General features: G+C 63.9%; 11 protein-coding genes. 3 read left to right on the top strand and 8 right to left on the bottom strand.

Features of this window, described 5'->3' with window-relative positions:
- Window positions 1–99: 99 nt before the first annotated feature.
- Window positions 100–1,620 carry a 3-hydroxyacyl-CoA dehydrogenase gene (locus WA904_RS05670; protein WP_425196154.1) on the bottom strand — a complete coding sequence of 507 codons (1,521 nt, stop codon included), beginning with the start codon at window positions 1,618–1,620 and terminating at the stop codon, window positions 100–102.
- A 253-nt stretch (window positions 1,621–1,873) separates the two neighbouring features.
- On the opposite strand from WA904_RS05670, the gene WA904_RS05675 reads away from it, so the two are divergent.
- Together WA904_RS05675 and WA904_RS05680 are read left to right on the top strand one after the other, a co-directional pair.
- On the top strand, window positions 1,874–3,628 hold the full coding sequence (locus WA904_RS05675; RefSeq protein ID WP_425196155.1) for a hypothetical protein: 1,755 nt from the start codon (window positions 1,874–1,876) through the stop codon (window positions 3,626–3,628).
- 178 nt (window positions 3,629–3,806) lie between these two features.
- Window positions 3,807–5,810, top strand: coding sequence for a type IV pilus assembly protein FimV (locus WA904_RS05680; RefSeq protein ID WP_425196156.1), 2,004 nt, complete (start codon window positions 3,807–3,809; stop codon window positions 5,808–5,810).
- A gap of 43 nt (window positions 5,811–5,853) precedes the next feature.
- Here the strand turns inward: WA904_RS05680 and WA904_RS05685 are convergent, their stop codons facing one another.
- The 3 genes from WA904_RS05685 to lexA all read right to left on the bottom strand — a co-directional run bounded on the left by WA904_RS05685 (window position 5,854) and on the right by lexA (window position 8,308).
- Window positions 5,854–6,861 carry a D-2-hydroxyacid dehydrogenase family protein gene (locus WA904_RS05685; protein ID WP_425196157.1) on the bottom strand — a complete coding sequence of 336 codons (1,008 nt, stop codon included), beginning with the start codon at window positions 6,859–6,861 and terminating at the stop codon, window positions 5,854–5,856.
- Between the two features lie 184 nt (window positions 6,862–7,045).
- Complete coding sequence (locus WA904_RS05690) at window positions 7,046–7,462, bottom strand: hypothetical protein (RefSeq protein ID WP_425196158.1); 417 nt, start codon at window positions 7,460–7,462, stop codon at window positions 7,046–7,048.
- 153 nt (window positions 7,463–7,615) lie between these two features.
- Window positions 7,616–8,308 carry a transcriptional repressor LexA gene (lexA, locus tag WA904_RS05695; protein ID WP_425196159.1) on the bottom strand — a complete coding sequence of 231 codons (693 nt, stop codon included), beginning with the start codon at window positions 8,306–8,308 and terminating at the stop codon, window positions 7,616–7,618.
- 128 nt (window positions 8,309–8,436) lie between these two features.
- On the opposite strand from lexA, the gene WA904_RS05700 reads away from it, so the two are divergent.
- Entirely contained in the window at window positions 8,437–9,390 is a 954-nt protein-coding gene (locus tag WA904_RS05700; RefSeq protein WP_425196160.1) for an asparaginase, read from the top strand.
- Between the two features lie 50 nt (window positions 9,391–9,440).
- On the opposite strand, the gene adk is transcribed toward WA904_RS05700, so the two are convergent.
- The 4 genes from adk to WA904_RS05720 all read right to left on the bottom strand — a co-directional run.
- Window positions 9,441–10,097, bottom strand: coding sequence for an adenylate kinase (gene adk, locus WA904_RS05705; protein ID WP_425196161.1), 657 nt, complete (start codon window positions 10,095–10,097; stop codon window positions 9,441–9,443).
- A gap of 109 nt (window positions 10,098–10,206) precedes the next feature.
- On the bottom strand, window positions 10,207–10,974 hold the full coding sequence (kdsB, locus tag WA904_RS05710; protein WP_425196162.1) for a 3-deoxy-manno-octulosonate cytidylyltransferase: 768 nt from the start codon (window positions 10,972–10,974) through the stop codon (window positions 10,207–10,209).
- 48 nt (window positions 10,975–11,022) lie between these two features.
- The gene (locus tag WA904_RS05715; protein WP_425196163.1) at window positions 11,023–11,205 is read right to left on the bottom strand and encodes a Trm112 family protein; all 183 of its coding nucleotides are present in this window, start codon (window positions 11,203–11,205) and stop codon (window positions 11,023–11,025) included.
- The coding region (locus tag WA904_RS05720) for a tetraacyldisaccharide 4'-kinase (protein WP_425196164.1) at window positions 11,186–11,713 on the bottom strand (528 nt) is incomplete at its 5' end. The genes WA904_RS05715 and WA904_RS05720, both read right to left, overlap by 20 nt.

Below are 11,713 nucleotides of genomic sequence, written 5' to 3' on the forward strand. Positions count from 1 at the left end.
GTGCAAGTGGGCGCCGCGGAACTGGCTTCGCCAGACCGCAGGCGCCGCCCCCTCGAGGGGGGAAGGCGCTACACGCAGTGAGCGTCCGACGGGGGGGAGTCATGACTCTTCGTGCATCAGGCTCAGGCCGATGGCGCCGCGGCGGCGCAGCCAGGGGGAAGGACGGTAGCGCGGGTCGCCATACACGGTCTGCATGTTGAACAGCACTTCCAGGATGTTCGTGGGGCCATAACGGTCCCCCATGGCAAGCGGACCCAGTGGGTAGCCCAGCCCCAGCGTTACCGCGGTTTCCAGGTCTTTCGGACTGCAGATGCCCTGCTGGCAGATGTCGCTGGCAATGTTGACGATGGCCGCGACCACCCGCTGGGTGACAAAGCCGCCGCTGTCGCGGACCACACTCACGGCCTTGCCGTCGCGTGCGAAAAGCGCATGGGCGGCGTCGCGCATGTCGCTGCGGGTTGCAGGGTTGGTGGCCAGCACGCGGCGTCTGGTTGCCGCGTCGTCGATCAACATGTCGATGCCCACGGTGCGCGCCGGGTCGAGCCGCTCGACCACGGCGACGGTGGTGATGTCAAAACCCAGCGGCGCGACCAGCACCAGCGCATTCATCGACGGCGAGGCGCCGGTTTCGATGCTGGCGCCCAGATTTTTCAGCAGTTGCAGCAGCTCCGACCGGCGCGCGGCACGCGGCGAAACCCACACCGGCGGCATCTCGGCCACCGTGGGCACCGGTGGCTCGGCAGGTGTTTGTGCGGCGCCATCGGCATAGCGGTAAAACCCCTCGCCGGTCTTGCGGCCCAGCAGGCCACCGGCCAGGCGCTGCGCAGTGATGACGCTTGGGCGGTAGCGTGGCTCCTCGTAATACTGGTGATAGACCGATTCCATCACCGGATGGGACACGTCGAGGGCCGTCAGGTCCATCAGTTCGAAAGGCCCCAGCTTGAAACCGGCCTGCTCCCTGAGGATGCGGTCTATGGTGGCGAAATCAGCGATGCCTTCACTGACAATGCGCAGGGCCTCGGTGCCGTAGGCGCGTCCCGCGTGATTGACGATGAAGCCCGGGGTGTCCTGGGCCTGCACGGGCGTGTGGCCCATTTGCCGCGCGTACTCGGCCAGCGCGTTGCAGGTTGCGGCGTCCGTCTTGAGGCCGGCAATCACCTCCACCACTTTCATCAAGGGGACAGGGTTGAAAAAATGGTAGCCGGCGAAACGTCCAGGCTGCTTCAGCCCGGCCGCGATGGCCGTGACGGACAGCGAGGAGGTATTGGTGGCAAGAATTGTGTGCCCGGAAACAACACCTTCCAGGGACAAAAACAGTGATTTCTTTACGTCCAGACGTTCTACAACAGCCTCGATCACCAGGTCGCAATCGGCCAGGTCGTCCAGTGTGTTGGCGCGCAGCAGACGAGCCTTGTGGTCGGCGGCCAGCGCCGCATCCAGCCGGCCTTTGCCCACCAGTTTGTCCCACTGCTCTCCCAGCGCTTCCTGCGCCTTGCCAGTAGCGCCTTCCTGGGTATCAAACAGCTTGACCATGCTGCCCGCCTGAACCGCGAGTTGTGCGATACCCCGGCCCATGGCGCCGGTGCCAACAAGGCCAACAGTTTTGTAGAGTGGTTTCATGGACAGGGATTATCCCGCAGGCCAGGCGGAGCTCCGGGTCCTGCTTCAGGGCGTTCGCGGCGGAGGGTGTTTGCGCGCTCCTGTCGCGGGCGTTAGACTTCTTCGTCGGTTACTCAGAGAGTGCGGCAGATTTGTTGTGGGGCGGTCGGACCCGTCGCAAAGACTTTGCGGGAGCTCGCGCAGTGTCTCTTTTTCATCTCAGGACGCCCCGTCTGCTTCGCCCGCTTTGTGCAGGCCGTGCCAGAATCGCCCAGTGAATATCTTTTTACACCTCCTCAAGAGTCGCCGCCTTCTGGTGGGCGGTTTGTGCTTGTGCGCGGCTGCAAGCTCGATGGCGGTGACCCTGGGACCCAACACCCGGTCCGCGGTCCTGGGCCAGCCGCTGGACCTGAGCATGCAGATGATGCTTGAAGCCGGGGACAACCCGCAGGCGCTGTGCCTGGATGCGGACGTCTTTTACGCGGACAGGCCATTGGCCAAAAACAGCGTGCAGGTGACACCGGAAAAGTCCGGCAACGCGCATGACTGGCTGGTCCACATTCGCGCCGCTGCACCTGTCGAAGGGCCTGTAGTGACCGTGCATCTGCGCGCCGGATGCCAGCAGAAGACCTCGCGGCGTTATGTGGTGCTGGCTGCAGCCAGCCCGCGGGCAGTCGCGCCGGTGCCGCAAAATGCCTTGGCGGCAACGGGAACCCCTTCACTTCCAGCGCCCGATGCCCAGCCGGCTCCGGCGCCCGAATCGGGAGCCGACAAAGTCCAGTCGCTCGAGGCCGAGCTTCGCCAGCTGCGTGCCGACTTGCAGAGAAACCAGGCCGCGCTGGCCGAAAGCAGGGCCCAGCAGCAAGGCGGGCGTTACGACAAGGTACTTGTGTACGGCCTGGCTGCGCTTTTGTTCATTGCAATCGTCGGTGTTCTTTTCATTTCCTATCTGCGCACCATCTCCAGGGAGGCACCTTCCACCAGCGTATCGGGGCCGGAGGGGTTGGGTCCCGATCCCGGCCCGTCAACACTTATGCCTGCGTTCGGAACAAGCAGGGCTGGTGACCTTGATACCGGCGAATCATTGTTCGATGGCCTGAAGCGCGCTTCGCGCAGCCCCGCGCCTGAGTCGGTCCCGTCTTTGCCGCCGCGTGACCGGCCCCGCTTTTCGGTCAGCGTGCCATTCGTGCCACGCACGGTGAAGGTGCCGGAGCTGTTTGATCTTCAGCAGCAGGTGGACTTTTTCAGTTCACTGGGGCAGCAGGCCAAGGCGATCGGGCTGCTTCGCAAGCATCTGGTCGACAACGTCAAGACCAGCGCCCTGGTCTATCTGGATCTGCTGGACCTGTACCACCAGGTGGGCAATGAACAGGACTACGAGGACTTGCGTGACGACTTCAACCGCGTGTTCAACACCCGGATAGCACCTTTTGCCCACTACGTGCCAGCTCCTGCCGGCGGGAGCACCTACGGCGCTGTTTTGCTGCGGATTCAGGGCGTATGGCCAACGCGGCAGGTTTTCAAAGTCATTGAAGAGGCGTTATTCCGGGAACCCGGGGATGCTGCAGAGGTGCTGGCGCTGGAGGAATACCGGGAATTGCTGCTGCTGTACGCCGTGGTGCGTGAACTCATCGAGCTTGACTCCGGTTACACGGCAAGCGGCGACACGCAATGGCCTGAACTGGCCATGCAACCCCGGTCTTCCCCGCGACTGGGGCTGGATATCGACCTGAGCAAGCTTGCTGACGGCGCCAACCTGCCGGCCGGCAGCGGCACGCGTACCCGGACGTCATCAACAGGGCGGGACGCCGGAAGGGAGGCTGAGCGTGCCGGCACAGCGTCCAGCCTTGCGGAGCTGCTCCATGCGGCCAGGCTGAGGGAAAGCGAGCGTGCTGGCGCCGCTTCCGTTTCCGCGCCCTTGTCCAGGCCTCCAGACTCCTCGAAGCCCACCGGGCTGGATTCGCTGGTCGATTTTGACGACTACGACACGGGCTACCGGCCCGATGACTTCGACAAATCCAGATCCTGAAGGCCGGCCAGGCTCATCGCCGCTTGCGCTGAAGCCCTGAGAAAGAGGCGGGAAGTTAGCCCGCCACCAGGCTTTTCCCAGATCCCTCGAAGCTTGCCGGCAATTCATCTTCCGGGTTGCATTTCTTGCCTGACGGTATGTGTCAAAATGTAAAAATGCGTACTTTCTTCTTCAATTCTTGACTGCGTCACGCTTGTTGCTGGCGGCGCTGCTAGCGAGCGCAAGTTCTGCCGGCATGGCCCTGTCGTTGGGCCGCAGCGAAGGGGCACCTCTACTGGGCCGTCCGCTGGACATTGCCATTCGGGTGGTACTTGACGACGCTGAATTGCTTCCGGCGGCTTGTGTACGCGCCGATGTCTTCTACTCGGACAGCCGGGTGGAACATTCCCGAATTCGCGTTTCTCTCGAAAAGGCAGGTCCAGGCGGAGACGCCCTGATCCGCATCCGGTCAACCACAGTGGTGGACGAACCGGTGGTCACGTTGCATGTGCGCGCCGGCTGCGCCATCAGCACGGAACGGCGTTACGTGCTGCTCGCGGATCCTGCGCCGCAACAAGCGGCCCTGCCTGCGCCGCCCGCGCGACTCGCCGCCAACCCGCCAGCCCTGGAAACCCTTCCGCCGGCTCTGGACAAGGGGGAGCGTCCCGCAACGCCACGGCGCCCGGTGCAGCCGGTCCGAAGGACAGATGCTGCAGCGCCAGCCGTGGCGACGGCTTTGCCGCGAACCCCTGCAAAACCGGTGGCACGGCTCACGCTGGAGCCGCTGAACCTCTCGCTGGAACCGCTGCCGCGACTCAGGATTTCCCGCGAACTGCAAAGCCTGCCTGCAGCCAGCGCGGGCCAGCGCGCGCTGGCTGCCGCGATGTGGAAGGCGCTGACGGCCGAGCCTGAGGACGTGCTCCGGGACGCGGAAAAGATGAGTTCGATGGAAGCGGACCTGCAGCGCCTGAGTATGGATACCAAGGCCAACCAGGAGGCGCTGGCGAAGCTGCAGGGGCAGCTCCAGCTTCAGCAGCGCGAAGCCAAGGCCTGGACTTATGCAGGGCTTGTCGCCTTGGTGCTGGGTGTGGCAGGTGGCATTTACCTGGGGCGACGCCGGTATGCTGGACGTGATGCGGCCGAGCCCGGCGGTCCCTGGTGGCGCAGGAAAAAGCCGGCCCGGATGGACTGGTTTGCCGGTGGTGCAAGGGGCGATGCCAGGCCAGGGGAAGACAGCCTTCCTGCGGACAGCGACCTGCTTTATCCGCTGCCGCAAGGCCGGAAAATGCAGGCGGGTGACAGGGGGCGAGGGCCTTCAGGGCCGGCCGCACGCGCTTCATCCGAAGCACCGCCACCTCCTTTGTCGCGCCGCGACCGGGGGGATTTCGCACTGAGCATGCCGCACACACCACGCTCGGTCAAAGCCGAGGAGCTTTTCGATGTCCAGCACCAGGCTGAATTTTTCATGTCCGTGGGGCGTCATGACCAGGCTGTGGAGGTGCTGCGCAATCATATCGGCGAAGACGTTCAGACCAGTGCGCTGATTTACCTCGATTTGTTCGGCCTGTACCACCAGCTGAAGCGCCGCGCTGATTTCGACGAGCTGCGCGGGGAATTCAACCGCCTGTTCAATGCCGACATTCCTCCTTTCGAGTCGTACACAGGGGCCAGCCAGGGCCTCGAGTCCTACGAGGCGGTGCTGGCGCGCATTGTGGCGCTGTGGCCAACCCCGGAGGTGCTGCAGGTCATCGAGGAGTCGGTTTTCCGCAAGCTGGGGGCCCAGACTGAACCGTTTGGCCTGGAGGCCTACCGTGAGCTGCTTTTCCTCTACGGCATTGCCAAGGAAATTGTCCAGACACAGCCTGCGTCCGGCGAAAGCCTGCTGGATTTCGATCTGCCCTCGTCGCCGATGGGGGCGCCAGCGGGCTCCAACCACCGCAAGGGGGAAAGGCAAACCGCGAGGGATCTGGCTTTGCCGCCGATTACGCTGACGCCCGCTCAGGACCTGCCGACCCTGGATATTGACCTGGACAGCCTGGGAAGGGATCCAGTCGCTGCACTGGTCACGCTGCCGGTCGTACCGGTTTCCTTGCGACTGCCAAAGCAGGAAGACGCAGAAGCAGGCACAGCAGCGGCTGTGGAAGAGGGCAACCTGATTGACTTCGACCTGTCCGGGTCGTCGCTGCAGGCCGCGCGGCATTAACTGGCCCGGTGTTCAACCCGTCAGATGTGGGACAGCCCGGGTGCTAGCGCCGCACCTGCAATGCACCGGGGTTGACGATGTTGGTGGGTGTGCCCTTGATGAAGTTGACGACGTTGTCAAAGGCAGCACCGAAATACATTTCGTAGCTTTCCTGCTCCACATAACCGATGTGCGGTGTGCAGATGCAGTTCTCCAGGCGCAGCAGCGCATGGCCCTGCAGGATGGGTTCGGATTCGAACACGTCGACGGCTGCCAGCCCCGGACGGCCACGGTTCAACCCGGCAATCAACGCTTCCGGCTCTATCAGTTCGGCGCGGGAGGTATTGACCAGCACGGACGTGGGTTTCATGCGCAGCAGGTCGTCCAGCGTTACCACCCCCCGGGTGTCATCGTGCAGCCGCAGGTGCAGGCTGAGCACGTCGCTGTCTTCGAAAAACTCCGTCTTCGACATGGCCACCTCGTAACCGTCGGCCTGCGCACGGGCACGTGCGGCCTGGCTTCCCCACACCAGCACACGCATGCCGAAAGCCCGGCCGTACCCGGCAACGATCTGGCCGATCTTGCCGTAACTCCAGATGCCCAGAGTCTTGCCCTTGAGCACCGAACCGATGCCGAAGTTGGGTGGCATCGACGCGTTTTTCAGGCCTGCCTGCTGCCAGGCGCCATGCTTGAGGTGTGAGACATAGTGGGGGATGCGGCGCATGGCTGCCATGACCAGGGCCCAGGTGAGCTCTGCCGGTGCTGTCGGTGATCCCACGCCCTCGGCGACGACAATGCCGCGCTCGGTGCAGGCGCCGACATCGATATGGCTGCCCACACGGCCGGTCTGCGCAATCATCTTGAGCTTGGGCAGTTTTTCGATCAATTGGCGCTGCAGATGCGTGCGTTCGCGGATCAGTACGATCACGTCGGCATCCTTGAGCCGGACCGAGAGCTGGCCGATACCCTTCACGGTGTTGGTATAGACCTTGGCCTGGTAGGCATCGAGCTTGGCGGCGCAGCGCAGCTTGCGCACCGCGTCCTGGTAGTCGTCAAGAATCACAATATTCATGCCGATATTGTGCCTGCAAGTTTTCCCCTGACGGGGTGCGCCGGGTGCGACGGCGAAGAACTTGCTCCGCGAGGGGACGTCAGCAGCCCTTGGCAGGCATGGGCAACCGCAAGCCACGCGATGATGGCGAAGGCCACCAGCCAGTTGACGGCATCGGGCGCAAAAGCTTCGCTCCGCTGGCGCGTTAGCAGGCGGCGTGGAGGGCAGCTTCTCTTTGCGCCATGCGATCCAGTTCGGCACAGACATCGGCCATGCGGCCCGAGATGACCATGCGGCCGGCACATGAGGGGCTGACGCCGGCCTCCAGCTCGCGAACGATCTTCAGGCGGCGGGGCGAGGTGGCCTTGGCCAGGGTTTGGCAAGGTTTTTGGCCCGCTGCCGTTGTATGACGGGCGCCGGTAGCTATTGTTTTTGTAGCATTTTCAGCTCCATCCGCGGCCGGACGCCGGGCGATGGCGACAAAGGCAGGAAGGGTGGCCGCAGGCTGGGCCGGCCGCAGGAAAGAGGCGAGTGCCTGCAGGGGCGAGAGCAGCACGGACAAAAGCGATGAACGAAGAGCCGGTGAGCGAAAAGGCGAACGTGAAAAAACAGCGATTCCCATGAGAACTCCTGGAGTAGAGATAAACACAGGCAGGATTGCAGACACATCGGAACATCCGCTGCACCAGGGTGTTGGTCCACGCGACCAAACGCCCGCCACCTGCTGCGCGGAAAAAGGGAGGCGGCCCATGCCCACGGGCCACCCGATCGGGGACTACATCAGCATGGTGTTGCGGATCAGGCCGACGGCCAGCCCTTCGATTTCGAAGGGTTCGCCGGGCTCCACCACGATGATTTTGAAATCCGGGTTTTCAGGCAGCAGCTCAATGAGGTTCTTGTTCCGGCGAAAACGCTTGACGGTGACTTCGTCTCCCAGGCGCGCCACGACGATCTGGCCGTTCTTGGCTTCTTTGGCCTGCTGCACGGCCAGCAGGTCACCGTCCATGATGCCGGCATCACGCATGCTCATGCCGCGCACCTTGAGCAGGTAGTCGGGCTGGCGCTGGAACAGGCTGCTTTCGAAATAGTAGGTATGGTCCACATGCTCCTGCGCGAGAATGGGGCTGCCAGCAGCAACCCGCCCCACCAGAGGCAGGGCGAGTTGGGCCAGGCTTTGCAACGGCAGGGAAAACTGTTTGATGCGTGATTCGTTGATGGAGCGCAGGGTGTCGCTGCGCAGGCGTATGCCGCGCGAAGTGCCGCTGACCAGTTCGATCACGCCTTTGCGGGCCAGTGCCTGCAGGTGCTCCTCGGCGGCGTTGGCGGACTTGAAACCGAGTTCATTGGCGATTTCAGCACGCGTCGGGGGTGCACCGGTGCGGGCGATGGCGCTTTGAATCAGTTCAAGAATCTGCTGCTGGCGTGCAGTGAGTTTGGGCATTTCGGAAAAATCGTTGAAGCTGCTCATGGCGGGGACTCCTTGCAAAACAGGGGTTTCCATCGTCCAGAATGGGAAGTGGAATCCTGGTGAGCTGTCTTAATATCCAGTAACTGTATTTTCATCCAGTTTTTTGAAGAATGCAAGAGCGGGCGTTTATGAAAAAGAAAAAAATCGTGATTCTTGGCACCGGCGGCACCATTGCGGGCACTGCCGCCAGCGCCTTCGACCATACCGGCTACACCGCTGCGCAGGTGGGCATCGAGCAGCTGGTGGCTGTCATTCCGGCCTTTGCGGGCAGTGCCTGCGAGCTGCTGACCGAGCAGGTGGCCCAGGTAGACAGCAAGGACATGAGCTTTGCAGTGTGGGCGCGGCTGGCGGTGCGAGTGAACCATTTCCTGGCGCAGGCCGATGTCCAGGGCCTGGTCATCACGCACGGCACGGACACGCTGGAAGAAACCGCCTGGTTCCTGCAGGCGCTGCTGGACCCCGGCAAACCCGTGGTGCTGACCTGTGCCATGCGGCCGGCCACGGCACTGGCGCCCGATGGTCCGCAAAACATGCTGGACGCGGTGGCGCTTGCCTCGCACCCCGGCGCGCGCGGCGTGCTGGCGGTGTGTGCCGGCGTCATCCACAGTGCGCGAGACGTGCAGAAGGTGCACACCTACCGGCTTGATGCCTTCAGCTCGGGCGACGCAGGACCGGTGGGGTATGTCGAGGAAGGGCGCTTGCGCTTGTTGCGAAACTGGCCAGAAACCCATACCGGTCAAGCGTCAACAGCTATGAAAAACATAGCACTTCAAGACGATGGACACAACTGGCCGCGCGTCGAGATTGTCATGAATTACGCCGGCGCCGGCGCTGCCGTGGTCCAGGCGTTGGTGGCCAGTGGTGTGCAGGGCCTGGTGGTGGCGGGGACTGGCAACGGCACGCTACACCATGCGCTGGAAGCGGCGCTGCTGCAGGCGCAGGCTGCGGGCGTGCGGGTGGTTCGTGCCACGCGCTGCCTGGAAGGCCGGGTTCTCCCCAAGGCGGGTAATGCCATTCCCGATTCGCAGGGCTTGAGCCCGGTGAAAGCGCGCGTGAACCTGCTGCTTGAGCTGATCACCTGAGGCCTGTTGCCGATCTGGCGTAGCGGGCCTTGCGGCGGCCCGGGCAGCGATCAGCTCGACAGGGCCTTGAACGCCCGTGTGGTGATGTCGTCCACGCTGCCCATGCCACTGATGGCACGGTACTTCGGGGCGGCATCCGGCGCGGCCTTGGCCCAGTTCGAGTAGTAGTCCACCAGCGGGCGTGTCTGCGCGCTGTAGACCTCAAGCCGCTTGCGCACGGTTTCTTCCTTGTCGTCCTCGCGCTGGATCAAGGGCTCGCCGGTCACGTCGTCCTTGCCCTCGATCTTGGGCGGGTTGAACTTGACGTGGTAGGTGCGGCCCGACGCGGGGTGCGAGCGGCGGCCGCTCATGCGTTCGATGATGGCTTCGAAAGGCACGTCGATCTCCAGCACATAGTCCAGCTTCACGCCGGCTGCCTTCATGGCATCGGCCTGCGGAATGGTGCGCGGAAAACCATCGAACAGAAAACCCTGGGCACAGTCAGGCTGGGCAATACGCTCCTTGACCAGGTTGATGATCAGGTCGTCACTGACCAGTGCGCCGGCATCCATGACCTTTTTTGCCTCGACGCCCAGAGGCGTGCCGGCCTTGACGGCGGCACGCAGCATGTCGCCGGTGGAAATCTGGGGGATGCCGTACTTCTGGCAGATGAAGGTGGCCTGTGTCCCCTTGCCAGCGCCCGGAGCGCCCAACAAAATCAGTCTCATGGATGTCCTTGGATTTTTATGAATTCAGCAGCGGGCGGGTGGCCTGATGCCGGCCCCAGCCTCACATTATTTTGAGTCGAAGGATAGCACGCGTCCCCCTGCGCGCAGCTTACACAAACAGCTGCCGCACACGCTCCAGGTCTTCGGGCGTATCGACACCGGGACCCGGTGCCTGCGTGGTGACATGCACCGCAATGCGGTGGCCATGCCAGAGCGCGCGCAACTGCTCGAGCTGCTCGAGCTGCTCCAGCGGAGCCTGCGGCAGCGCGGGAAACTGGCGCAGGAAACCGACGCGGTAACCGTAGATGCCCACGTGGCGCAACGGCGGCGGCAGCGCACCCGCTGCCCGGTCCGCCTGCCACCAGGCCTGGCCGGAAAAATCGCGGGCAGCAGGAATCGGCGCGCGGCTGAAATACAGCGCGGTGCTGCGTGCGTCGAGCACCACCTTGACCACATTCGGATTGAGCAGTTCTTCCACACTGTCGATGGCGTGGGCGGCCGTGCTCATGGCGCAGTCGCCGCGCTGCATCAGCAGGCCGGCCACTGCGTCGATCAGGGCTGGCGCCATGAGCGGCTCGTCCCCCTGCACATTGACAACGCAGTCCGCGTCACCCAGGCCCAGCAGGTCGCAGGCCTCGGCCAGCCGGTCGCTGCCGCTCGGGTGGTCGGGCCGCGTCAGCACGGCGGCTACGCCAAAAGCCGCGCAGGCTTCCATGATCCGGGGGCTGTCCGCTGCCACAACGGCACGTGCTGCACCGCTTTGCAGGGCGCGCTGGGCCACGCGAACCACCATGGGCACGCCGGCGATGTCGGCCAGCGGCTTGTTCGGCAGGCGGGTGGACGCCAGGCGCGCAGGAATGAGGACGGTGAAGCTCATGCCGGGCTCGCTCTCACAGCCCGGGGTCCCCGCCGGAAGCATCCAGGGTCACAGGCCGAGTTCCTCGTCTGTGAGGGTGCGTGCCTCGCTCTCGAGCATCACCGGCAGGCCGTCGCGAATGGGGTAGGCCAGGCGCGCGCTGCGCGAGATCAGCTCCTGTTTTTCGCGGTCATAACCCAGCGGGCCCTTGGTCACGGGGCAGACCAGCAGTTCAAGCAGTTTGGTGTCCATGGGAGGATGGTAATGGAGAAAGCAGGGGGGCCAGCAGGGCGTCGAAGGCGCTGAAAAATGCCGGCTCGGGTGCGAATTCCAGCGGCACGGCCAGTACATTGGCTTGCCTGGGAAACAGCTTGACCGCATCTTTTTCGGTGCAAATCACGGTGTAGCCCCTGTCCTCCGGGCGTGGATAGCTATCAAAATCATAGTGATCGGGGAGCGCACGGGTTTCCGCCAACTGCAGGCCACGGCCTCTGAGCATCGCAAAAAACCCCTCGGGTCTGGCAATGCCTGCCAGTGCCAGCAGCGGCTGGCCGGCCAGGCTTTCCAGCGGCACGCGGCTGCCGTCGGCGCGCAGCGCATGGTCGGCCAGGCGCCGTGTCGAACCGAAACCCGAAAAGGCAGCGTGTTCGCCGGTATGCAGCACCAGGTCGATGCCGCGTCCGCCGGCACGAACGCCGCGCTTGCGGCGGGCCGGCCAGGGTTCGCGCAAGGGGCCGGCGGGCAGCAGCCAGCCATTGCC

The organism is Polaromonas sp. (assembly GCF_049790275.1).
Classification (GTDB): Bacteria; Pseudomonadota; Gammaproteobacteria; order Burkholderiales; family Burkholderiaceae_C; genus Polaromonas.

What these genes read in the sequence shown, in the direction of transcription:
- WA904_RS05700 (WP_425196160.1), top strand. Translation starts at nt 8,437, where the DNA reads ATGAAAAAGAAAAAAATCGTGATTCTTGGCACCGGCGGCACCATTGCG.
- lexA (WP_425196159.1), bottom strand. Translation starts at nt 8,308, where the DNA reads ATGAGCAGCTTCAACGATTTTTCCGAAATGCCCAAACTCACTGCACGC.
- WA904_RS05685 (WP_425196157.1), bottom strand. Translation starts at nt 6,861, where the DNA reads ATGAATATTGTGATTCTTGACGACTACCAGGACGCGGTGCGCAAGCTG.
- adk (WP_425196161.1), bottom strand. Translation starts at nt 10,097, where the DNA reads ATGAGACTGATTTTGTTGGGCGCTCCGGGCGCTGGCAAGGGGACACAG.
- kdsB (WP_425196162.1), bottom strand. Translation starts at nt 10,974, where the DNA reads ATGAGCTTCACCGTCCTCATTCCTGCGCGCCTGGCGTCCACCCGCCTG.
- WA904_RS05715 (WP_425196163.1), bottom strand. Translation starts at nt 11,205, where the DNA reads ATGGACACCAAACTGCTTGAACTGCTGGTCTGCCCCGTGACCAAGGGC.
- WA904_RS05690 (WP_425196158.1), bottom strand. Translation starts at nt 7,462, where the DNA reads ATGGGAATCGCTGTTTTTTCACGTTCGCCTTTTCGCTCACCGGCTCTT.
- WA904_RS05670 (WP_425196154.1), bottom strand. Translation starts at nt 1,620, where the DNA reads ATGAAACCACTCTACAAAACTGTTGGCCTTGTTGGCACCGGCGCCATG.